The following is a 22,676-nucleotide window of genomic DNA, read 5'->3' as shown; positions in this document are numbered from 1 at the left end:
CCGTTGTCGCCACAAGCCTGACGAAGCGCCTGGATATTGTCCAGATGAAGAACAGCGCAGCCCGGAGGCATCATCCCGTGGCGCTCTTCGCCGGACTGGCGTATTGCGCGCAACCATTCCGTGCGCACCGTTAACGGCAAACAGCGTGGCCTGTGATACGTGAACCTGGCAGTACGCGAATTGTTCAGTCGCCGGCAGCGACGCCCAGCGCGCCTTTGGCTTCAGTCGGCGCGTCGTGTTCCGGATGCGCTCCGTCCTCGGCGAAGGCCAGGCATGTGATGCCCAGCAGAATCACGCCGGCACCGAGCAGTCGCATCGGCGTCAGCGCTTCGTGGAACAGCCATGCCGAGGCGAGCATCACGCTGATCACGTCCAGGTGCGTGGCGGCGAACGCCGGCCCGATCGGTGCATGCTTGAGCAGGCTCATCCAGGTGATGAAGTTGCCGACGTAGCCGATCAGTGCGATGTAGATCCACGGATGGGCGAACACGCGCGCGACCCAGGACCAGCTTGCCTCGGGTGGAAATGCGTGTTCGCCGGTCAGCTTGAAACTCAGTTGCACGACGGTGTCGAACGCCAGCAATAGCCCGAAGCCGAAAAAATAAAAGCGCCAGCCGCGCGGCGAGCCGCTCATCCGCTCGCCCCCACCATGGCGACTCCCGCGCTGACCAGCAGGATGCCGGCGACCCGCAGCGGCGTCAGTCGCTCGCGGAACAGCAGGCGCCCGGCCAGCATGATCACCACGATATTGATCGAAGCCAGCAGGACGCCCTGGGAAAGATCCACCAGCGAAAGAAAGGCAATCCACGACAGCAGATGCACCACATAGGCCATGATGCCCAGCCAGATCCAGGGCCGCCTTGCCATATAGCGCCAGCGCGCCAGCCCATCGCCGGCACGCTGGTCGCTGGCCGCAGCCTTGAAGGCCAGCTGGCCGCCGGTATCGAGCGTCACGTTGACCAGCCACAGCGTGGTGATGAGCGGGGACACGGCGTGATTTGCGAGGGTCAGGCCACGGCACGCGCACTGGGCGCGCAACTGGCGGCGATCCGGGAGAAGAATTCGGCGGAGCGATGGATCAGCGTGCGGCGTTCGCGATCGATGGTGATCATATGGTAGCTGTCTTCCAGCAACAGCATGTCGACCGGACCGGATACCGAGCGTGCCACCAGGTGGGCATTTTCAACGCTGGCCACATCGTCCTCGGTGGCGTGTGCGACCAGGCACGGCGCGGTCACCTTGGGCAGCTCGCGCCGCACCACTCTGGCCATGTCATACATCTCGGCCAGCGACGGCCACGGATTACCCGGCAGGCCGGCCGCGGCACTATCGCCACCGAGCATCAGGCCGCTGATCTGCGCACGCAGCCGTTCGTCGCGCAAGCCATAGGGTTCGTTCTCGTGCACCATGCGGTGCTTGCCGATGCCGAAGCGATGCAGGAACGGCAGCAGGAAGGAAAACCGGCCATACCACGGAATGGCCCAGCCGTCGTAGCGGAACGTGGCGCCATAGACGCCCACGCCGCGGATCCATTCGGGTCGTTCGGCGGCGAGCTTCAGTGCCAGGATCGCGCCCATCGAAAGGCCGGCCACGAACAGGTGGTCGACTTCATGCCGGAACGTTTCCGCCGCCGCCTCCACGCTGGCGTACCAGTCTTTCCAGCCGGTGGCGAGCAAGTCCGGTACATCGCCGCAATGGCCTGCCAACTGCATGCCGTACACGCTAAAGCCGGCACGGCTCAGGCCCTTGCCTACCAGGCGCATCTCGGTGGGTGTACCGGTCAGCCCGTGGATAAGCAGGACGCCGCAGCGGCCGCCCTCGAAGCGGAATTCGACGTTTTGGATCACGGAAGCCTCTGCGGCAGACGGGAGGGCGGAGCGGTCCGACAGTCTGTGGGGCGAGGCTTTCCAGGCGCTTTCGCAGCTTGCGTAGCGCGAAAGCGTGCGGTTTCGTCAGTGTCCGTTGAAGCCGCCGAAGCGGCTGACGCCGATGGAGATGCCCATGCTGCCAGTAGGATGGTCGCAGCTGCCCATGTTCTGCGTCACGCTGACGTCGCCCGAATTGTAGGTGCCGGTGCCGATATGGCTGCCGCTGACGACGCCCATGCCAACGTCGCCATGCACTTGCGGCTTGTTGTAGGTGGAATCGTCGCAAGCTGTCGATGCGGTTTCGGCATTGCCGCGCGCGCCGCTGGTGTCGCCGTAGTAGACGCCGGGCGCAGGGCCGGTGGCCGGACGGGCACCATTGATCGTTACCGCGCTCGGGTTGGGCACGCTGGTGGACGAGTGCGCCGGCTGCGCAGCGCTGGCGCTTGTCGCCGAATAGTTGCCATTGGCCGGCAGCTTGAGGTTCAACGGCTGACCGGCCGTTTGCGCCCATGCCGCGGTAGCCAGCAGGCTCGTCGCCAGGGCGGTGATGGCTCGTCTGTTCATAGATGCTCCGGGGACGTGAAGCGGGTCGGCGAGATGCATAACGCACGACCAGGTGTTGCCGTGGACATGGCCATTGGATGAGCTGCGGCCGGCCGAAGTTCCTTTCAACCTTGCCGGTTGGTGGAGAGCAAAGCGCAAGCACGGCGGCGAGGCGCACGTGCGCCTCACCCATGTTGATTCCGCTAGCCCGTCGTCTCGATGCGCTCAACGCGGCGCAGGCCGCGCGGCAATACGCCGCCGCGGGTAGCGCGGTTGCCGCCGTACTCGACCAGGTCGGACCAGCGCAATGTGAGCTTGCGCTGGCCGGCGAACAGGGAGATCTCGCCCTTGCCCTCGGTAACCACCGCGATGCCTGCCACGCGCTCGTCACCGCTGCTCAGCTTGGCTTTCGGAATCTCGATCAGCTTATTGCCCTTGCCTTTGTCCAACTCGGGCAACTCGGCCACCGAGAACATCAGCAGGTGACCTTCGGTGGTCACCACCACGATCCGGTCGCGCGCCGGATCGGCGCTCACTTGGGGTATCAGCACGCGGGCGCCATCGCCCAGCGCGATGATCTGCTTGCCGGCCTTGTTGCGACCGGTGAGCGCTTCGAAACGAGTCACGAAGCCATAGCCGAAATCGGTGGCAAGCACCAGGCGCGTGTCGTTGTCGCCAGCGGTGACCGCATCGAAGCGGGCACCGGCCGGTGGCGTGAAGCGGCCGGTCAGCGGTTCGCCATTACCGCGCGCCGAAGGCAAGGTGTGCGCGGGCGTGGAGTAGCTGCGGCCGGTGGAGTCGATCACCGCGATCTGTTGCGTGGTACGGGTCTTCACGGCGGCAAGCAGGCTGTCGCCTTCACGATAGGACAAGCCCTCCGCATCGACGTCGTGACCCTTGGCCGCGCGGATCCAGCCCTTCTGGCTCAGCACTACCGTGACCGGTTCGCTGGCGACCAGCGCGCTTTCGTCCAGCGCCTGCGCGGCTTCGCGCTGCACCAGCGGCGAGCGCCGGTCGTCACCGTACCTGGCGGCATCGGCACGCAATTCTTCCTTGATCAAGCCTTTGAGCTTGGCCGGCGATTTCAACAGCACGTTGATCTTGGCGCGCTCTTCTTCGAGTTGATCGCGCTCGGCATTGATCTTCATTTCCTCCAGCCGCGCCAGCTGGCGCAGCCTGGTTTCGAGGATGTAGTCGGTTTGTTCCTCGCTGAGCTTGAAGCGCGCCATCAGCACCGGCTTGGGCTCGTCTTCGGTGCGAACGATGCGAATCACTTCGTCGAGGTTGAGGTAGGCAATGCGCAAGCCTTCCAGCAAGTGCAGCCGGCGCTCGACTTTGGCCAGGCGGTGGTTGAGGCGGCGCGTCACCGTATCGATGCGGAAGCCCAGCCATTCGCCGAGGATGCGCTTGAGATCCTTCACCTGCGGACGACCGTCCAGGCCAATCATGTTGAGATTGACGCGGAAGCTCTTTTCCAGGTCGGTGGTGGCAAACAGGTGCTGCATCATCTCGTCGGCGTCGACGCGGTTGGAGCGCGGCACGATCACCAGGCGGATCGGGTTCTCGTGATCGGATTCGTCGCGCAGGTCCTCGATCATCGGCAGCTTCTTCGCGCGCATCTGCGCGGCGATCTGCTCGAGGATCTTCGACGGGCTGACCTGGTGCGGCAGCGCGGTGATCACGATGTTGGCATCTTCGCGCCGGTACACGGCGCGGGCGCGGATCGAACCGCCGCCGCTTTGGTACATCGCCAGCAGCTCGTTGCGCGAGGTGATGATTTCCGCTTCCGTCGGATAGTCCGGGCCGCGCACGTGCTCGCACAGATCGGCGACGGTGGCGTCCGGATCGTCCAGCAAGCGGATGCAGGCGCTGGCGATTTCGCGCAGGTTGTGCGGCGGGATATCGGTGGCCATGCCCACGGCGATGCCCATCGACCCGTTGAGCAACACGTGCGGCATGCGCGACGGCAGCCAGCTGGGTTCCTCCAGCGTGCCGTCGAAGTTAGCCACCCAATCCACCGTGCCCTGGGCCAGCTCGCCGAGCAGCACATCGGCGATCGGGTTGAGCTTGGATTCGGTATAGCGCATCGCCGCGAAGCTTTTCGGATCGTCGGGCGAGCCGAAGTTGCCCTGGCCGTCGATCAGCGGATAGCGGTACGAGAACGGCTGCGCCATCAGCACCATCGCCTCGTAGCAGGCGCTGTCGCCATGGGGATGGAATTTACCGATCACGTCGCCGACGGTGCGCGCGGATTTTTTCGGCTTGGCGCTGGCGGCCAGGCCCAGTTCGCTCATCGCGTAGATGATGCGCCGCTGTACCGGCTTGAGGCCATCGCCGACGAAGGGCAGGGCGCGGTCCAGCACCACGTACATCGAATAATCGAGATAGGCCCGCTCGGCGTATTCCTTGAGCGGGATCTGTTCGTAATTGGCTTGCAGGTTCATGGGAATGATATCGACTGCCGGGGGCAACGCCGTGACGGCGGAATGTTTCGGTTTTGACCAGGAAAGTGGAGCAAAGGCAACAGGGAATGGAAGGGGCCGGGCCAGGTCGTGATCGCTTTTCCGGCGGATCATCGAGCTTCATGCGGTAGCGCAGGTCCGCATGCGGCTCCCGCTCCCCGACCGGGACAGATGGTGCCAGATGCCGAGCCGCTTGGGCTAGAATGCCCGCATGCCACGGATCCCAGGGTGAGTCATGCATTTTCTACGCAATGCCGCGGTTGCCATGGCTGTTGTCCTGGTCGCAGGCTGCGCGCACTTCGCGGGTCGGCATCCCCTGTTGGGCTACTCGGACAAGGATCATCCACACGCGGATACCGCCATCGTCGTGTGCGCGGAGCAACCCGACTATGTGTGCGGCATCACCGGCGTGAACGACAAGAGCACCTGGGAGAAACTCAACGGCGGCAAGACGCCATGGGTGCGCGTGCTGCCGGGCAAGCAGGTCATCAGGCTGACCTTGTCCAACTTGCACATCATCAACCGTCCGTGGATCAAGATCGACAATGCGCAGGCCGGACACGTTTACCGTATCGATGTCGCCCTTGCCAACTCGGTGCTCACGGCGACTTATAAGGATCTGGGCAAGCTGGATTCCTACACCATCCATATGCCGCGTTTCCCGTTGTCCCCCAAGCCGATCACGGCGCACTTCTGAGTGCGTGAGGCGAGAAAAAGCGGGTAGGTTGGCGCAGCGCCACCGGCTGATGCACGATTGCCGCAAAAGCCGGTCGCCGATTTAATTGTCCGCTTGCACGACTACGCCCCGTTTCGCCAGTTGCGCCTGCACACTGTCCGGACCGGCAAGATGCGCCGCGCCGACCGCGATGAAGGTCGTTCCAGGCTGCTTGAGCATGGCCTCGATCTGGACCGCCCAGTGTTGATTCCGCCTCACCAGCAATACCTGGTAGACCTGTGGTTGGCGGGTTTTCAATTCATCGTTTTCCAGCTTGGCGATGGCGGCCACGTCGCCCTGTTTCCAGGCATCGACCAGCGCCAGCAATTCATCCTTGTCCTTGTCTGCGTCGCGCAGGGCATCGCGCAAAAACGCCCATTGCAACGGCATCGGCAGCTCGGCGAGGAAGCGGATCTGCTGTTGGGCCGTTTCCAGGCCATGGACCGGCTTGCCGGCGCGAGCCATCTGGGCACGCAGCTGGTTGTCGACGCCCGCGGCTGGATCGAGGCCAGCCTTGAGCAGCGGCGCTACCGATAGCGTCAGCGCGGCCAGCCATGGTTTCATCGGTTGCAGCGTCGCGGCACCGCCGGGCAATCCGGCCAGCTGCGCAGCTTTCGCCAGCGCAGCATTATCGCTTTCGCTCAATTGGCTCGAAAGCGGATGTGCGCTATCCAGCCCGTAACGCAGCACCAGCGGAGCCATGCTCGCCTGGTCGTCATCGGTCAATTCGATCCAGAGCGACTGGCTTTGTGCGAGCGCCTGATTCAAGGCGGGAAAGCGCCAGTCCGTATCGTTTGGCAACAGGTGCACGGTGCCGAACAGATAGACCGTGCTATTGCCGCTGCTGACTCGCCACAAGGCTGGATGCGCCAGCGCGGTGCCCCAGGAAAGGAACAGCAGCAGTACGGCCCATTTTCGATAGGCACGCATGGGGCTCAGCGCGGAACGCGGTAGCCGCCGGGCACGCCGTTCGGGCTGAGCGTGAGCTGCCAAAGCTGGTCGCGCCGGCTGCGGAAGACGGCCGTCGATACTGAAAGATAGAAGCGCCACATGCGACGGAAGCGCTCGTCGTAACTCGTTGGGAGGCCAGGCCATGCGGCCTCGACATTCGCGTGCCAGGCGCTGAGGGTGCGATCGTAATCGGTGCCGAAGTTGTGCCAGTCCTCGACGACGAACAGGCCTTCCAGTGCTGCGGTAACCTGGCTGGCAGCGGGAATCATCGAATTGGGAAAGATGTATTTCTCGATCCACGGATCAGGCCGCCCGGGTGCCTGGTTGGTGCCGATACAGTGCAGCAGGAACAAGCCGTCTTCTTTCAGGCATCGGCGCGCGACCTCGAAATACTCCCGGTAATTCTTGCCGCCGACATGCTCGAACATGCCGATCGACATGATCGCATCGAAGGGTTCGTCGAGCTCGCGATAATCCTGCAGGCGAATCTCGACCGGCAGGCCCTGGCACAGTTCGCGCGCGAAGGCTGCCTGCTCATTGGAGACGGTAATGCCAACGCCAGTGACGCCATACCGTTCGGCCGCAAACTTCAGCGCCTCGCCCCAGCCGCAGCCGATGTCGAGCACGCGCATGCCAGGCTGCAGGCGCAGCTTGCGGCAGATCAGGTCGAGCTTGGCTTCTTGCGCATCGTCGAGGTTGTCGGCCTTTGCCCAGTAGCCACAGGAATAAACCAGCCGCTTGCCGAGCATCGCCTTGAACAGATCGTTGCCAAGATCGTAGTGCACCTTGCCGATCTCGAACGCATGCTGGCCGCGTTGCAGATTGATGAAGCGCGCCTTGAGATGGGCGATCAGCGTATCCAGCGACTTGAGGTGTTCGTCCAGATGGCTGCTGAGGATTTTGGTGAACATGCCGGGAAGATCCTGCGCATCCCACCATCCATCCATATACGCTTCGCCCAGGCCTAGCGAGCCGTGCGCGAATACACGTGCATACAGCTGCTCATCATGGACTTGAAGATCCGTCGGAGCGGGTCCGTCGATGCGCACGCCCGCCGTGTCCAGGAGATCGGCGGCGCGTTGCCGCAAGGAATCCTGATTCATCCGTTCACTTCCTTGCCCAAGACGCCAAAATGTACCGGCGACCATGCGTAGACCAGGTCAACGCCGGCTTCGCGCACGAGCCGCAGCAAGGTCTGCGCGTTCGGTTCGCTGAGCAGGAATTCGATCTTTTGCGGAAGGTCGTCAGCGAGTTCGAAAAAAGCTTCCTGGTGCAGCACGCCGTGCCGCCCGAATCCGGCCGTGGCGCGAAATACCGAGCCTCCGCCCAGCCGATGGCGCTTGGCCAGTTCCAGCAGCCACTCCGATACCAGCAGCCCATCGTGCCTGGCACGCACGTGCGTATAGAAACGCAGGAAGACGCCTTTGCCCGGATCGTGGTCGAACGAAGTTTCGATGCTCATGGCTTGCTCGATCCTTATCAATGGCGCAGTAATCCGCGCGTCAGGAAGATGCCCAGGATGGTCATGGCGAGGCTGCCGACCAGATGCACCGCGACATGGGCCCCGAACCAGGCCAATTGCCCGCGCAGCAGCAATGTATTGGCCTCGGCGGAGAAGGTCGAGAATGTAGTCAGGCCACCGAGAAAGCCGGTCATCGCGAACAGCCGCCATTCCGGCGGCAGGGCTTGGAAATGTTCGAAGATGCCCATCATGCAACCCATGATCAGGCCGCCGCTGAGGTTGGCGGCCAGGGTGCCCAGGGGCAGGGTGGGAAAAAGAGGGTTGAGCAGGATGCTGAGCAGCCAGCGCATCCAGCATCCGATCGCGCCGCCCAGGCCGACGGCAAGAAATCCGCTCATGCTCACGTTGTGTGGTCTCCCGATAGCGATAGATCGGTTCCACGGCAACAGGCACGCCTGCGCCGCCGGAATCCGGTAGTGCAGGCATCATCAACCTTTCGGTGGTTCGCCCCGGCTCGGGACGGGAGGCATGCCATCTCCCTCATGTTGAACATGCTAGCCGATGCCATGGCCGGCTGAACAGCGCATGCCTGCGCAGATGGCGGGCGCGCCTGTTCGTGACCTGCGATCGGATGCTTCGCTAGCGGTCCGTCGCTTGCTGTACGTGGTTGAACTCCGGCATGGCTGCGATGGTACGCGCCACCTCTTCCGGCGCGACGCCTTGCGCGGCAACCGCATGGCGAGAGGGGCCATAAGGCCCCCATTCGCCCACATTGGTTACCGTGAAGATGCCCATGGTGGGAACCTCCGACGCGCAGGCCAGATGCATGATGCCGCAGTCTGCACTGATATAGACGTCCAAACCGGACAGCACGCTGGCGAGCTTGCGCAGGTCGCTGGAATAATAGGCGGGATAGCGTGAGCCCAGCATCGATGCGCCCGACGCTGGCAGGATCTCCACGATGCGGTGCGCCGGATGGTGCGCTTCCAATCCCCGGATGAAGCGCATCCACCAGTCTTCGCCGAGCAGCTTGTTGCCGGTTGCATTGGCAAAGATGCCGATCACGCCATGGCCTGGCGATGCCGAGCCGCCGGCGGCGAGCGAACGGATCAGCGCGGCGCGGCCGTGCTCGCGTTCGACGGCATCCAGGCGAATGTCCGGGACTGGATAATCCGCCGTGGTATCGCGGCCCATGGCGCTGCGCAGCAAGTAGACCGGGCGGCGTCCCTTGCTCTCGTCCGGCGGCAGTGGAACCGCGTGGGTGATTTCGCCATGTTTTTTCGGGCTGCTGAAGCCGAGGGTGTAGGTGGCATTCGACAGCAGCATCAGCAGGCGGCCGGTTTGCGACAACGGATCGGCATCGATCGCCAGGTCGTACCGGATCTTGCGCATGCGCCGCAGCGTGCCGAAGAACTGGAACGGGTGCCCGACCCCATGTGCCGGCAGGCGAAAGAGACGCTGCACGTTGAAGAAATGGCCGTAGACGCCGCCGGCGACCGGGCTGCGCGTGAGGATGTCGATTTCCGCGGCGGGATAGACCTTTTCCAGTTCCGACAGCAGCGGCGTCAGCAACAATGTATTGCCGAGGCTGTGGCTGACATGGCAGACCAGGATGCGGTAGATGCCCTTGGCTGGCAACGGTTCGGCAGTCGGCTGTCCGTGGCTGCCGAAAACCAGGCGCATCAGCCGGCGCGCTGCGCGGCGACGCAGGTCATTGATGGGGTCGTAGTAACGGGTGTTCTTCAGCACGGCAATCTGGATGGCAACAGGGCGACGGCGACTATACCGGTTCGCCGCCTCGCGTAAGCAGCTTGTGGTCGATCAGCCAGGCCCTGGCATCTTCCGCATCGTGCTCGAACCAGGCGCGGGCGGAGCCGAGCCGGAACGAATAGCCCCAGGCATCCATGTCCATCATTACCCGTTCGCTGCCGACGCCGGGCAACATGCCGCCCAACACGATCTGCAAGTAGCAAACGGCATCTTCTTCGGCGATCGAGTCGGTGGCATCGGTATGCACGCCGGCGCGGCGTTCCGGCGGCAGCACGATCAGATGGCCGGCTTCATGCAGGACCGAGTGCACGGGCGTGTCGCCGCGCGCGTAGACCGTGCTACCGATGATGCCGGCTTCGTCCTCGCCCCAGTAGCTGCCGGGAATGGCTTCGCCGTCGGCCACGCGGACCAGGTTCAGGCCGTAATGGGCGAGCAGGGCTTCGATGGCGGCAGTGTCGAGGTCGGCGAGACGGAGCATGGCGTATGCATGATGCTTTCTGCCGAGAGCGGGCAGGGTTGAGGGGTTTCCCTCGCGAAAGGCTGACCTTGGCGCAGTCATGTGAAAGGGTCGAAACCCTTCCGTGCTGGGAAAAACCGGGGGTCAGAGTAGCCGCTTAGCCCAATCCGCTCCCTGAAAGGAGCGGGAACAAAAACATCAGGTCGCGGCGCCGCCCGCCGGCTTCCCGTCCGGCAACGCCACCGACAGTTCCAGCACCTCGTGCCCGCTGTCGCGCTCGACATTGATGTTGATCGCATCCAGGTCGACGTTGACGTACTTCTTGATGACCTCGAGCAATTCGTTGCGCATCAGTGGCAGGTAATCGGGGGCGCCACGAGTGGAGCGCTCCTGCGCGACGATGATGCGCAGGCGCTCCTTCGCGACGACGGCGGTCGGTTCTGGCTTGCGCTTGAGGAAATCGAGGATACCCATGGCGGTCAACCTCCGAATACGCGCTGGAAGAAGCCCTTCTTGGGTGCGTCGAGAAAGCGCATCGGGCGTTCTTCGCCAAGGATGCGGGCCACGGTGTCGCGATAGGCCTGCCCGGCGTGGGAGTTTTCGTCGACGATCACCGGCACGCCCGCGTTGGATGCAGCCAGTACGTTTTCCGATTCCGGGATCACGCCGACGACGCTGATGCCCAGGATTTCTTCCACGTCCTTCACGCTGAGCATTTCGCCCTGGTCCACCCGCGAAGGGTTGTAGCGCGTCAATAGCAGGTGCTGGGTGATGGCGCCATCGCCGCGTTCGGCGCGGCGCGTCTTGCTGGCGAGCAGGCCAAGGATGCGGTCGGAGTCGCGCACCGACGATACTTCCGGATTGACCACCACCACGGCGTGGTCGGCGAAATACATGGCCAGGTGCGCGCCTTTCTCGATGCCCGCCGGCGAGTCGCAGACGATGTAGTCGAAGCCGTCCTTGGACAGGTCCTCGAGCACTTTTTCCACGCCTTCCTGGGTCAATGCATCTTTGTCGCGCGTCTGGCTGGCGGCGAGCACATAGAGGTTGTCGTAACGCTTGTCCTTGATCAGTGCCTGCTTGATCGTGGCCTCGCCATGCACGACGTTGACGAAGTCGTACACGACGCGGCGTTCGCAGCCCATGATCAGATCGAGGTTGCGCAGGCCGACGTCGAAGTCGATCACCGCCACCTTCTTGCCGGCCATCGCCAAGCCCGTGGCAAGCGAGGCGCTGGTCGTGGTCTTGCCGACACCACCCTTGCCGGACGTTACAACGATAATCTCAGCACTCAAGGCTCATCTCCGCTGGTGTTCTTTATAATTAGTCGTAGTTATTTCAAAGGCGCAATCAGCAATTTGTCGCCATCGAGCCAGCATTGCACAGACTGGCCCTCCAGGTCTTTCGGTATCTGCTCGAACACGCGGTAATGGCCGGCGATGGCGACCAGTTCAGCCCGGAAGTCCGAGACGAAGATGCGCGCTTTCACGTCGCCCTGCGCGCCGGCCATGGCGCGACCCTTGAGGCTGCCATAGACGTGGATGCTGCCATCGGCGATCACTTCGGCGCCATTGGCGATCGCACCGGCAATCACCAGGTCGCGATCGCGCGCATAGACCTGCTGGCCCGACCGCACCGCGCCTTCATGGTGCTGCGCGCCGATGGAGCCCGCCTGGGGCGACAGGACCGGTTCGCGAATCGGCGCGGCGGGCACGGGCGCGGCGGCCGCCGGCGCGGCACTCGGCGCCGGCGACGGCATATTGCCGCCATCGGCAGGTTCGTAGGCAGCGCGGAACTTGGCAATCAGCGGCAGGCCCATGCGCTGCGCCAGCGCTTCGGTGGCGCTGGTGCCGTAAGCAAGACCGACCGGCAACATGCCGGCACTGCGCACGGCTTCGAGCAAGGCATCGACGGTGCCGTCATCGGGCAGGTTGAGCAGGTGGCTCAGGTCCAGCACCACCGCGGCCCGCGAGAACAACTGCGGCGCGGAACGCACGCGGCGTTCCAGTTCTTCGCACAAGCTCGCCGCGTCGGGCCGGCGAACGCGCACGCAGGCGATGCCCACCTGGCCGAAGCGCAAGTCGCAAGCTTCATTGGATTCCACCACTGAACCCGCCTTCATACGCTACGTACCCCATGCCGGAAGCGGACTGTGGGCAGGTTGAGGAAGAACCAGGAAGCGTATGGCGAGAGGTGGCTAAGTGATGACCTGGGCATAGGCATATGGGCAAACGGATCGGGCGCGCAGGATGGTTTCTGCGTGGAGCACGCGGCGTATGCGGGGCGGTTCTCATTCATGGGGGCCGCTCCCGGGAAGGCGACGCGCTTGGGAGCCGTGGGTGAATTGAGGTCCGCGGCCAGCCAGCCAGGGCAGGTCGGGCAGGCCGCTGTGTTCAAGATAGGTATCGCGCACGAACGCATAGCTCGGCAGATCCTTGGCGAGCAAGCTTACCTGTGGCCCATGCTCGCCCATGCGCTGCTGGCCGACTTCCTGGAAGCCATAGGTGCCGTGGAACAGCACCACCACATCGTCGCAAGGCTCCAGGAATACCTCGCAGGTCAGCAGCGGTACCCGCACTTCGGCGAAGCTGTTCACGTCGCAATAAAAGATGCGCCCCAAGCCGTGCCGGCGGTAGGCGTTGGCGATGACGATGCGGTCGATGTAGACGAACGACGGATAGTGCGCGCTGAACCAACGGTAGTTGGGGCTGGCGTAGTCGCCGCCGTCGCGCAGGGCGATCAGGAAACCGGCCAGCTGACCGTCGATTTCGGCCACGCGGAAGTAATCGGCGTGCTCGTAGAAGTAGCGCAACTGCGCGGCGTCCAGGGCGAGAATGGAGCGACCGGCGATATTGTTGAGCGCCAGTACGGCATCCAGGTCGTGCTCGTGCACGTCGCGGATGGCAAGGGCCATTCGTTGCTCCGCAGTAAAGTGGTTGCTGGTAAGACCGGCTGACGGCCCAGATCGGACGCATTATGGCATGTGGCAACTGGCGGCACATCCCGTGTTGCGGCATGTAAAACCTTTGTAAATGCGGTTGCCTGGAGATATCCCGGACGGATCGCTGTGGTCGCCGTCGAGGCGGGAGGGATGACTTCCCGCGCATTACACCGTCCGGGCGCAGGCCTATGATGGGGCCATGGCGATAACCAACTTCAACCATATCCGGCTGCTGCGCATCACTGGGCTGATCGTCTATCTTTGCGTCGGCACCCCATTGTTCACGAGCTGGGCGGTGGAGCGCCTGGACTTGCTGCACCGGCCTAATTTCGCGCTGCTGCTGTTTACGCTGTTCTACCTGGTGTTCGGCGTGCTGTATCTGCTGGTCACCGAGAATCTCGGTTCTCGCACCCATGTAGGCTCGCGTCTGGTTGGACTGCTGCTGATGACCGCGGCGGCGCTGCTGGTGGGCTGGTACAGCCATAGTGGCCTGGCGGCGATCCTGATGGTGGTCGTGGCCGTGGTGCTGCCCTGGCTGGTGCCGTTCTGGATCGGAGTGGCCTGGATCGTGTTCCAGACGCTATGCCTTTCCGTACTGTTCTCCACTTTTGCCGAGTTCAAGCACAGCTTTACGCTGGGCGTGTTGCAGGCGAGCCTCTACACCGCTTTCTCGATGCTCGGCTTCGTCTCCTCGATGGTGGCCAGCCAACAGGCCGAGGAGCGCGAGGCCCAGCGCCGCCTCAACTCCGAACTGCGCGCTACCCGGGCCCTGCTCGCCGAATCCACCCGCATTGCCGAGCGCATGCGCATCGCGCGCGAGCTGCACGACCTCATCGGCCATCACCTCACCGCGCTGAGCCTCAACCTGGAAGTGGCCAGCCATCTCAGCAACGAAGCCGCCTCGCTGCATGTGCGCAAGGCGCAGAGTACGGCGCGGCTGTTGCTGGCCGACGTGCGCGAAGCGGTCAGCGAGTTGCGGCAAGATGATGCGATCGATCTCACCCAGGCGCTGCAGAGCCTGATCGATGGCGTGCCCAGCCTGCATGTGCACATTGCCACGCCGCCGCGCTTCAGTGTGGAAGATCCGCGCCGGGCACAGGTGCTGCTGCGTTGTGTGCAGGAGATCATTACCAATACGGCCAAACATGCCGGCGCGCGCAACCTGTGGTTGGCCTTTACCTACGAAGACGAAAACCTGATGAGCCTCAATGCCCGCGATGACGGTCGCGGTGCTACCGCCATCCTGCCCGGCAACGGGCTCTCGGGCATGCGCGAGAGGCTGGCCGAATTCGGCGGCGATGTATCCCTGCACAGTGGTGCAGGGCAGGGTTTTGCCCTCAGCATCCGTCTTCCCTTGGGGGAGGCTTCGGTATTGGCTCATACGCCGTCGCGTTTCGAGCCCCCTGCATTGAGCCTGACGTAATGGCCTGCAAAAATTCCAGCAGCATGCCCAGTCCTGCCGCGTGGTCCGCGCGACGGGATCAAGGCAGCGCTGCTTCTTTGTTCGTTGTACGCATGTGGCCAGCGATGGGCCACCAACGCTGCGAGGATCCACGATGATTTCCGTTTGTCTCGTCGACGACCAGAACCTGGTGCGCCAAGGGGTGCGTTCCCTGCTTGACCTGGCCGAGGACATCCGCGTGGTTGCCGAATGCGCCGATGGCGTGCAAGCCGTGCAGGACATTCCGCGCATCAAGCCGGACGTAGTGTTGCTGGACCTGCGCATGCCCAACATGAGCGGGCTGGAAGTGCTGCAGGCGCTGTCGGCGCGCAACGAATTGCCGCCGACCATCATCCTCACCACGTTCGATGACGATCAGCTGGTACTGCAGGGCCTGAAGGCAGGCGCTCGCGGCTACCTGCTGAAAGATGTATCGCTGGAGCAACTGGTCGAAGCGGTGCGCACGGTTGCCGGCGGCGGTTCGCTGGTGGCACCGATGGTGACCCAGCGCCTGCTGGCGGGCGTGGGCCGGATCCATAACCAGTTCACAAGCCTGGAGCAGCCCGATCCGCTAACCGAGCGCGAGACGGAAATTCTGCGGCTGCTTTCCGGTGGCTACAGCAATAAGGAGATTGCCAATTCCCTCAAGGTGGCGGAGGGCACGGTAAAAAACCATGTCTCCAATATCCTGTCCAAGCTCGGCGTGCGCGATCGCACGAGAGCGGTGCTCAAGGCGTTGGAGCTGGGCATCGTCTAAGCACCCGGGTGGGCCTGTTCGCACTATTGGCGTAGCCCGCGTCAGCATTGCGTGGCGATCAGGGGGTAGTGCGCGTCGGCTGGCTGCCAGGCAAGCGGCGCTACCGCATGGTGGCGGCGCAACGCCAACCCGCCAGAGAGTGTCATCACTGCTTCGCTGTTCCTTAGGTCTGGCGAGCAAACGACTCTCGGCGCGGGTCACGCGAAGAGCGTCGACAGGCCCTGGCGAAGCGTCGGAAAATGCTGCTTAGCAACGCGGCTGAGGGCCTTGCCGGCCCGTAGCGTTCCTGCGCGCGAGCAAGTACCATCGGCAGCTTAGGCGCCGGCCGAACCCCCGTCCTGATGCAGTTTCCCTCCAGGGAAAGCTATCCGTGGCGGTCCGGTTACGACCTGCGCTTTCCGCTGCACTAAAGAGACGTCTCGGAGAGCCCTGGAATGACGCGTGTTCTGGAATTCATCGTTGCCCTGATCATCGTCGCCGTCGTCGGCGTCGTGGTGGGCATTATCATGCCTGGTAGCGGCCACGTTGAGCGGTCACTGGTGGTCAGCAAGGACCTGCGCCAGGTCTACGACGTAGTGGCCAATTTCCGTACCTTCCCCGATTACGGCGTACTGCGCGCTTACGATCCGAAGACCCAGTACACCCTGTCCGGCAATGCCTATGGCCCGGGCTCCGAGATCAGCTGGAGCAGCCAGGACGAAAAAGTGGGCGACGGCAAGCTGACCATCGCCAGCGCCCAGCCGGAATTCAACAAGATCGACAGCACTGTCAACAGCGCCCAGATCATCTGGAACGTGGACAACGCCTGGCGCGGTAGCGACAAGCATTTCACCCTCGACCTGCTGCGCCAGGGCAACACCGGCAAGCTGACCAAGGTCACCTGGGCATATGACGTGAGCTACGGTTTCAACCTGCTCGACCGCTATTCCAACATGTACATCCACGGCCAGCCGGATGCCTTCATCCAGTACAGCCTGAACAACCTGCAGAACGTGTTGGCGGCGGTGCCGAACATCGACTACAGCGCGCTCAATCCGTACATCGTGCAGACCAAGCCGACGCCGGCGCTGATCGTGTCGACCTCGATGAAGCGCAAGGACGGCCTGGACGGCCTGAACGAGGCAACCGATGCCGCCACCAAGCAGATCGAGGACGCGGCCAAGAAGCTGGGCGTGCATACCACCGGTCCGCGCATCATCTTCACCACCAACTACGGTGATGAGACCTATACCTTCGACGTGGCCGAGCCGATCGATTCGGCCAGCCTCAACGTGGCCGGCCAGAGCTATCAGTTGGCTGCCGCCACTCCGCCATCGTTGAACGACCAGGCCGCACCGGCCGCCAGCAGCACCGCCGCGGCGCCCGCCAATGCGGACGACAACGCACAGCCTGGCGGCAAGGATCGCTATGGCCGCCTGATTATCGACAACAACGTGCGCGGCGCGCTGGTGTTCGGTGGCCCGGCCCTGGAAGCACCGTGGAACGGTACCGCTGCCGGCGTGCCGCAAACCCGCGACATGCTCAAGGCCTATGCGCAGACGCATGGCTACAAATACGACGAAGTGACCAACCGCCTGTACGACATCCTGGCCCAGCCGGAAGTGAAGGACAACGGCGGCAACATCCAGACCTATGCGCAGTACGACGTGTATCTGCCGATCATGGATTCGCCCGATGGCGGAACATTGCCGCAGCAGACGCCGGAGCAGCAGGCGGGCATTAAGCAGCCGCCGGTCATCAACGCGAACGGCCAGCCGGCCTCCAGCGGCACTGCCCCGGCTCCGGCCAGCAGCGCTCCGGCTTCGGCCAGCACCGCGGCCCCGGCCAACGGCCAGTAGACTCAGGCGACCATTGCTGCAAAAAGCCCTCCCGCGCGGAGGGCTTTTTGTTTCGCCGTTCGCCGCAACGCGCGGGAGCCACGAACTTTGTCGCTTGCTTGCGGTACATTGCAGCGCAGTCCTTTTCCCGACCGGACATGATCGAGACCAACAAGCTCACCAAGTGCTACGGCCATTTGACCGCGGTGGATGCGCTCAGCATCTACGCCGAACCGGGCCAGGTGCTGGGCCTGCTCGGTCCCAATGGCGCAGGCAAGACCACGGCGATGCGCATGATCGCCGGGTTCCTCGCGCCCACCGCCGGCACCGCGCACGTCTGCGGCTACGACGTGCGCAAGCAGCCGCTCGAAGCCAAGCGTGCCCTGGGCTATCTGCCAGAAGGCGCGCCGAGCTACGGCGAAATGACGGTACGCGAATTCCTGCTCTTCATCCTGCGCGTGCGCGGATTGCGTTCGGACGTGGGCCGTCGCCGCTTCGACGAAGTGGTTGGCCGCCTGCAACTGGAAGATGCCTTGCATGTGAGCGTGGAAACCTTGTCCAAGGGCCTGCGCCGGCGCGTCGGCCTGGCGCAGGCGATCCTGCATGATCCGCCGGTCTTGATGCTCGATGAGCCTACCGATGGCCTCGATCCCAATCAGAAACACACGGTGCGCCAGCTGATCGATGCGATGGCGCGCGAACGCACCATCCTGATTTCCACGCACCTGCTCGAAGAAGTGCACGCGCTGTGCAACCGGGTGGTGATCATTGCCGGCGGAAAGCTGCGTGCGGACGCCACCCCGGCGGAGCTGGAAGCCCGATCGCGCTACCACGGGGCGGTGTCTTTCAGCGCGCCGGGCAGTGGATTGTCGCAGGAGATGCTCGGCCGGCTGCCGCAGGCGGCAGGCATCGAGGTGGATCCGCTGGACGGCCGTGTCACCGTCTTCCCCAAGCCTGGCGAGCGCATCCTGGAGCCGGTCGAATCGTTGTTGCGCCAGCAGGGCCTGGAGGTTTCCGAAATCCAGCTCGAGCGCGGGCGCCTGGACGAAGTATTCCGCCAGATCACCCTGGGCGCCGAAACAAGGGGCAACGCATGAGTCCCACGCTGGCGGTCACGCGGCGCGAGTTGCGCAGCTATTTCGTCACGCCGGTGGCATACGTGTTCCTGGTGATCTTCCTGGTGCTGTCGGGCATCCTCACTTTTTACGCGGGCGACTTCTACGACCGCGGCATCGCCGACCTGCAACCGTTCTTTGCCATGCATCCGTGGCTTTACCTGATCCTGGTACCCGCGGTATCCATGCGCATGTGGGCCGAAGAGGCCAAGTCGGGAACGCTGGAGCTGCTGCTGACGCTGCCGATGACGCTATGGCAGGCGATGCTGGGCAAATTCCTGGCGGCGTGGCTCTTCGTCGGCCTCGCGCTGCTGCTGACCTTTCCGATCTGGATCACCGTGAACTATCTCGGTTCGCCGGATAACGGCATCATCATCGCCGGCTATATCGGCAGCTGGCTGATGGCCGGTGCGTTCCTGGCGATCGGCGCGTGCCTGTCCACGCTGACCAGCAGCCAGGTGGTGGCCTTCATCCTTACCGCCGTGGTGTGCGTGCTGCTGATCCTCGCCGGCCAATCGGAGGTGCTGGATTTTTTCCAGGGCGCGTTACCGCGCAAGCTGGTCAACGCGGTGGCGCACCTGTCGATGCTGCGCCACTACGAAGGAATCGCCCGCGGCGTGCTGGATGTGCGCGATCTGTTGTATTTCGTCCTTACCATTGCCGCGTGGCTGACCGCCGGCGTGCTGGTGCTCGACCTGAAGCGGAGCCACTGAGCCATGGCGCGCTTCCAGCTACGTCGGCGCACCGTCCTGATCAGTGCCTTGGTCGCGCTGGTGCTGGCGTATTGCGGGCTTGCCCTGGTCACCAGCCGCTGGCTGGCGCCGGAACGATTCGACCTCACCGCGGACCGGCTCTATACCTTGTCAACCGGGACACGGCAGATCATCGACAACGCACACCGTCCGCTATGGCTGACGCTGTACTTCTCCCAGCATGCGACCAAGGATTTGCCGCAGCTGCGCAGCTACGAACAGCGCGTGGCCGAAATGCTGCAGGAAATGGTCGCCCGTTCGCATGGACGCATCCGCTTGCAGATCGTCGATCCGGTGCCTTATTCCGACGACGAGGCGAGCGCCGAAGGCAACGGACTGACACCAGTGAACGGCGGCAGCAACGGCGAGCGCATTTTTTTTGGCCTGGTCGGCACCACGCGCCCGCCCAACAGCGATGCCGCAGCGGATCTGCTGGCTGACGCCTCGGACAAAAGCAGCGGGAAGCTCGCCGACCGAACGCTGCCGATTCCGTTCTTCGATCCAGGCCGGGAGACCTTTCTGGAATACGACATCGCCAAGCTGCTCTACCAGCTGAGCGAAGCGGAAAAGCCGCGCATTGGCGTGATCACCGATCTGCCAGTGATGGGCGATCCGATCCAGGGCACGCAAGCCTGGACAGTGATGCGCCAACTGCAACAGCTGTTCGATGTTCAGATGATCAACACCGACAAGCTCGGGCAGATCGACAAGAGCATCGAAGTGCTGCTGTTGATCCATCCCCAGAACCTCCCGGCCAACGTGCAATATGCGCTCGACCAATATGTGCTGAGGGGCGGTCACCTGGCGGTGTTCGTCGATCCGTTCGCGGAATCCGATCCCGCGCCGCTGCTGGACGATGCAACGAGCGCGACCAACAACCATAGCTCCAACCTGCCGCGCCTGTTTGCCGATTGGGGCGTGGGCTTCAGTCCCGACCAGATTGTGCTCGATCGGGCGCGTGCGTTGCAGATCGAATTGGCCGGCGCCAATTTGGCACATCCGGCCATGCTTGGGCTGGGCGCTTCCGAGCTCAATCGTGACGATGTGATTACGGCAAGCCTGCAACGCATCAATGTTTCCACCGCCGGCCATTTCGATTTGCTGCCCAGTGCCAGTACGCGGCTGATACCGTTGCTGCAGAGCAGCGGCGATGCCGAGATCGTGCCGACCCAGCGCGTGATCGATGCCAGCAGCAACCCGACCAGCTTGCTCGACGGTTACCAGTCGCAGAACCAGAACTATGTGATCGCCGCGCGTTTGCGCGGCACCTTCACCAGCGCCTTTCCCGAATTCGCCAAGCGAAAGGGACACCTGGCGACATCGGCTCCGAACGCGGAGGTGATCCTGGTGGCCGACACGGATCTGTTGACCGACCGCTTGTGGGTGGAAACGCAGAGCTTCCTCGGCCAACCCATGCTCACTGCGCTCGCCAACAATGGCGATTTCATCAACAATCTGGTCGACAACCTCAGCGGCTCGTCCGCCTTGTTGTCGATTCGCGGGCGTTCCAGTTCGCAGCGCCCGTTTACCCGCGTGCAGGGCCTGAAGCGGGCCGCCGACCGGAAATTTCTGCAGAAGCAGCAAGAGCTGCAGAGCGAGCTGGCCGACACCAAGCAACGGCTCGACGAACTGCAGCCATCCAAGAATGCGCGCGACACTTCGACCAGCACGGAACAGAAGCAGGAGATCGAGCAGTTCCTGCGGCGTGAACTGGCCATCAGCAAGGAATTGCGCGACGTGCAGCACCAGCTCAACGCGGAGATCGACGCGCTGGGCACGCGGCTGAAAGTGCTCAACATCGTGGCGCTGCCGCTACTGATCATCCTCGGCGGCCTGTTGTACGGCTGGCGGCGCACGCGGCGCAATCGCCGTGAACGGACGTAGCAAGCGGCAATCTGCCGCAAGCTCTGCTGCCTGTCAGGGGCATCCTGATAAGCTGGGCCGTTGCCGCGAAAAGCCGTTGTGGGGTCGATGTTCGCCATATTGCTGAAATGGATCGTTCCCTGGGAATTTTCGTGGGTATTTCTCGCGAGCTTCCTGGCAGCGTGCGTACTGTACTGGCGCGGCTGCTCAAGGCTCCGGGTCAGCGTTGGCCGCCGGCTGGCGTTCTGGTCAGGCATGGCGATCGTTTACCTGAGCCTGCATACCTATCTGGACTTCTATGCCGAGCATGAATTTTTCATGCACCGCATCCAGCAACTGCTGCTGCATCATTTGGCCCCCCTGATGATCGTGGCTTCCTATCCGGGAGCGGTCTTGCGCGCGGGCATCCCGTTGAGGTGGCGCGTACATGCCTTGCGCCCGGCCTCGCGCTCGTGGCCGTGGCGGCTGACCAGCGGGGTGCTGCTGAACCCTGCCGTGGCGACGGTACTGTTCGTGGTTTTCATCCTGATCTGGCTGGTGCCGTCGATGCAGACCATGGCGATGCTCGACTGGCGTATCTATCGCTTCATGAACTGGTCGATGATCATCAGCGGCTTCATGTACTGGTCGCTGGTGCTCGACCACCGACCAAGGCCGCCGGGGCGCATGATTCCAGGGCTGCGGGTGCTATCTCCCGGGATCACCATGGCGCCGCAGATCCTTGCCGGCGCGATCATTACCTTTTCCAGGACCGATCTCTATCCCATTTTTGAAATCTGCGGTCGCGCATTCAATATCAATGTATTCACCGGGCAGCTGATCGGCGGCATCATCATCTGGGTGCCGGCCGCCACGATCGAGACGATCGGCGGGCTGCTCGCCATGCGCCAATGGCTGCGGCTCTCGCGCAGTGGCCGTATCCGGCGCGAATCCCGGGATGCACGAATGCTTCGCGCCGCCGTACCTGCGAACGGGCATTAAGCTCCGTCGCCATACACCTGGAGCAGTTCTCGCGCAGCGAAATGCGCTTCCGATGGATAGCCGAAAGCATTGTTGACATAGGTAACGCCATCGAGCGTCACGCGACGATTCACGTGACTGTGGCCGTAGACGTGCATGCGGGATCGCAGCGTCCGTAGCTGATGTTCCAGCGTCGACGTGCCGAGCACCGGATAGACCCTGCGATGTCGTTCGGGAATTCGCGCAGGCATGAGATCGATGCGCGGCAAAAAATGCGAGAAGGTGATGATCTGTTGCGCTCCCTGCAGGGCAGGCGTTGAGGCGTCCGGATTGCGCTCGGTGAAGAAGCGCGTAATCGACACCTCGTCGTAGCCTGCCGGCCAGCGGCAGGCGCGATAGTCGGCCCACGCCCCCTTGAGCCAGTCACTCGCGATGCCAAACGAATAGTCATACCAGCCGAGCAGTGGAACGATCGCAAGATCGTGGTGGCGATACACGTCCATGCGAATGCCATAGCCGGTTGCGGCGTCGCATACGGCTTGCCACTTTTCGAAGGAATCGCGCATGCCCTCGCGCGTCACCCAAAGGTCGTGATTGCCAGGCACATACAACACGACAGAGAAGCGCTGCGCGACAGCTTTGAATCCAGCTTCCAGCAGCGCCAGCCGGTCCGACAGGTCGCCGGCAAGGATCAATACGTCATCGTTGTATTCGTGCAGCGGCAGCCGCTCAAGCCATTCGAGATTGGGGCCATAATCCAGATGCAAGTCGGAGATCGCAAACAGGCGCATCGTCTGCTGAT

Annotated in this window: 24 protein-coding genes and 1 riboswitch; of the genes, 8 read left to right on the top strand and 16 right to left on the bottom strand. The window is 63.2% G+C overall.

The window, feature by feature from the left end; all coding sequences use genetic code 11:
* Positions 1–184: 184 nt before the first annotated feature.
* The 5 genes from ISP15_RS03540 to parC form a co-directional block, all read right to left on the bottom strand.
* Positions 185–634, bottom strand: a complete 450-nt coding sequence (locus ISP15_RS03540; protein WP_404545156.1) for an EamA family transporter — start codon at positions 632–634, stop codon at positions 185–187.
* A complete protein-coding gene (locus ISP15_RS03535; protein WP_404545154.1) occupies positions 631–990 on the bottom strand; it encodes an EamA family transporter in 360 nt (119 codons plus the stop codon). Before ISP15_RS03535 ends, ISP15_RS03540 begins: the two co-directional genes overlap by 4 nt.
* A 17-nt stretch (positions 991–1,007) precedes the next feature.
* Positions 1,008–1,847 (bottom strand): alpha/beta hydrolase, encoded by an 840-nt coding sequence (locus tag ISP15_RS03530; protein ID WP_404545152.1) that lies wholly within the window; start codon positions 1,845–1,847, stop codon positions 1,008–1,010.
* 105 nt (positions 1,848–1,952) lie between these two features.
* On the bottom strand, positions 1,953–2,432 hold the full coding sequence (locus tag ISP15_RS03525) for a hypothetical protein (RefSeq protein WP_404545150.1): 480 nt from the start codon (positions 2,430–2,432) through the stop codon (positions 1,953–1,955).
* A gap of 182 nt (positions 2,433–2,614) precedes the next feature.
* Positions 2,615–4,855, bottom strand: a complete 2,241-nt coding sequence (parC, locus tag ISP15_RS03520) for a DNA topoisomerase IV subunit A (protein ID WP_404545148.1) — start codon at positions 4,853–4,855, stop codon at positions 2,615–2,617.
* A gap of 253 nt (positions 4,856–5,108) precedes the next feature.
* Between parC and ISP15_RS03515 the strand changes: the two genes are divergently transcribed.
* Complete coding sequence (locus ISP15_RS03515; protein ID WP_404545145.1) at positions 5,109–5,570, top strand: hypothetical protein; 462 nt, start codon at positions 5,109–5,111, stop codon at positions 5,568–5,570.
* A gap of 81 nt (positions 5,571–5,651) precedes the next feature.
* On the opposite strand, the gene ISP15_RS03510 is transcribed toward ISP15_RS03515, so the two are convergent.
* The 10 genes from ISP15_RS03510 to ISP15_RS03465 all read right to left on the bottom strand — a co-directional run bounded on the left by ISP15_RS03510 (position 5,652) and on the right by ISP15_RS03465 (position 13,142).
* Positions 5,652–6,518, bottom strand: coding sequence for a TraB/GumN family protein (locus ISP15_RS03510; RefSeq protein WP_404545143.1), 867 nt, complete (start codon positions 6,516–6,518; stop codon positions 5,652–5,654).
* A gap of 5 nt (positions 6,519–6,523) precedes the next feature.
* Positions 6,524–7,642 (bottom strand): cyclopropane fatty acyl phospholipid synthase, encoded by a 1,119-nt coding sequence (gene cfa / locus ISP15_RS03505; RefSeq protein ID WP_404545141.1) that lies wholly within the window; start codon positions 7,640–7,642, stop codon positions 6,524–6,526.
* Positions 7,639–8,001: a DUF190 domain-containing protein gene (locus ISP15_RS03500; protein WP_404545139.1), complete on the bottom strand. Its 363-nt coding sequence runs from the start codon at positions 7,999–8,001 to the stop codon at positions 7,639–7,641. Before ISP15_RS03500 ends, cfa begins: the two co-directional genes overlap by 4 nt.
* 17 nt (positions 8,002–8,018) lie before the next feature.
* Entirely contained in the window at positions 8,019–8,399 is a 381-nt protein-coding gene (gene crcB, locus ISP15_RS03495; protein ID WP_404545137.1) for a fluoride efflux transporter CrcB, read from the bottom strand.
* Positions 8,400–8,473: 74 nt separating this feature from the next.
* Positions 8,474–8,549: riboswitch (Fluoride riboswitch) on the bottom strand.
* Positions 8,550–8,640: 91 nt separating this feature from the next.
* Positions 8,641–9,750, bottom strand: a complete 1,110-nt coding sequence (locus tag ISP15_RS03490; protein WP_404545135.1) for a glycosyltransferase family 9 protein — start codon at positions 9,748–9,750, stop codon at positions 8,641–8,643.
* 31 nt (positions 9,751–9,781) lie between these two features.
* A complete protein-coding gene (locus ISP15_RS03485; protein WP_404545132.1) occupies positions 9,782–10,249 on the bottom strand; it encodes a hypothetical protein in 468 nt (155 codons plus the stop codon).
* Between the two features lie 177 nt (positions 10,250–10,426).
* Complete coding sequence (gene minE / locus ISP15_RS03480) at positions 10,427–10,702, bottom strand: cell division topological specificity factor MinE (RefSeq protein ID WP_404545128.1); 276 nt, start codon at positions 10,700–10,702, stop codon at positions 10,427–10,429.
* Positions 10,703–10,707: 5 nt separating this feature from the next.
* Positions 10,708–11,523: a septum site-determining protein MinD gene (gene minD, locus ISP15_RS03475; protein ID WP_404545125.1), complete on the bottom strand. Its 816-nt coding sequence runs from the start codon at positions 11,521–11,523 to the stop codon at positions 10,708–10,710.
* 38 nt (positions 11,524–11,561) lie between these two features.
* Positions 11,562–12,350: a septum site-determining protein MinC gene (gene minC / locus ISP15_RS03470; RefSeq protein ID WP_404545122.1), complete on the bottom strand. Its 789-nt coding sequence runs from the start codon at positions 12,348–12,350 to the stop codon at positions 11,562–11,564.
* Between the two features lie 168 nt (positions 12,351–12,518).
* Positions 12,519–13,142 (bottom strand): GNAT family N-acetyltransferase, encoded by a 624-nt coding sequence (locus ISP15_RS03465; RefSeq protein ID WP_404545121.1) that lies wholly within the window; start codon positions 13,140–13,142, stop codon positions 12,519–12,521.
* A 226-nt stretch (positions 13,143–13,368) separates the two neighbouring features.
* On the opposite strand from ISP15_RS03465, the gene ISP15_RS03460 reads away from it, so the two are divergent.
* From ISP15_RS03460 to ISP15_RS03430, 7 genes are all read left to right on the top strand, one after another.
* Entirely contained in the window at positions 13,369–14,592 is a 1,224-nt protein-coding gene (locus ISP15_RS03460; RefSeq protein WP_404545119.1) for a sensor histidine kinase, read from the top strand.
* A 133-nt stretch (positions 14,593–14,725) separates the two neighbouring features.
* Positions 14,726–15,367 (top strand): response regulator, encoded by a 642-nt coding sequence (locus ISP15_RS03455; protein WP_404545116.1) that lies wholly within the window; start codon positions 14,726–14,728, stop codon positions 15,365–15,367.
* A 434-nt stretch (positions 15,368–15,801) separates the two neighbouring features.
* The gene (locus tag ISP15_RS03450) at positions 15,802–17,205 is read left to right on the top strand and encodes an SRPBCC family protein (protein WP_404545115.1); all 1,404 of its coding nucleotides are present in this window, start codon (positions 15,802–15,804) and stop codon (positions 17,203–17,205) included.
* A gap of 137 nt (positions 17,206–17,342) precedes the next feature.
* Positions 17,343–18,281, top strand: coding sequence for an ABC transporter ATP-binding protein (locus ISP15_RS03445; protein ID WP_404545113.1), 939 nt, complete (start codon positions 17,343–17,345; stop codon positions 18,279–18,281).
* Positions 18,278–19,012 carry an ABC transporter permease subunit gene (locus ISP15_RS03440; RefSeq protein ID WP_404545111.1) on the top strand — a complete coding sequence of 245 codons (735 nt, stop codon included), beginning with the start codon at positions 18,278–18,280 and terminating at the stop codon, positions 19,010–19,012. The genes ISP15_RS03445 and ISP15_RS03440 overlap by 4 nt, the downstream gene beginning before the upstream one ends.
* A 3-nt stretch (positions 19,013–19,015) precedes the next feature.
* Complete coding sequence (locus ISP15_RS03435; protein ID WP_404545108.1) at positions 19,016–20,935, top strand: GldG family protein; 1,920 nt, start codon at positions 19,016–19,018, stop codon at positions 20,933–20,935.
* An 87-nt stretch (positions 20,936–21,022) separates the two neighbouring features.
* Positions 21,023–21,895 (top strand): cytochrome c oxidase assembly protein, encoded by an 873-nt coding sequence (locus tag ISP15_RS03430; protein ID WP_404545106.1) that lies wholly within the window; start codon positions 21,023–21,025, stop codon positions 21,893–21,895.
* Here ISP15_RS03430 and ISP15_RS03425 read toward each other — a convergent pair.
* Positions 21,892–22,665, bottom strand: coding sequence for a metallophosphoesterase (locus ISP15_RS03425; protein ID WP_404545103.1), 774 nt, complete (start codon positions 22,663–22,665; stop codon positions 21,892–21,894). The two genes, ISP15_RS03430 and ISP15_RS03425, sit on opposite strands and share 4 nt — an antisense overlap.
* Between the last annotated feature and the right edge of the window lie 11 nt (positions 22,666–22,676).

The organism is Dyella jejuensis (assembly GCF_044904675.1).
Taxonomy (GTDB): Bacteria; Pseudomonadota; Gammaproteobacteria; order Xanthomonadales; family Rhodanobacteraceae; genus Dyella_B; species Dyella_B jejuensis.
This window is presented reverse-complemented; position numbering and strand designations above follow the sequence as displayed.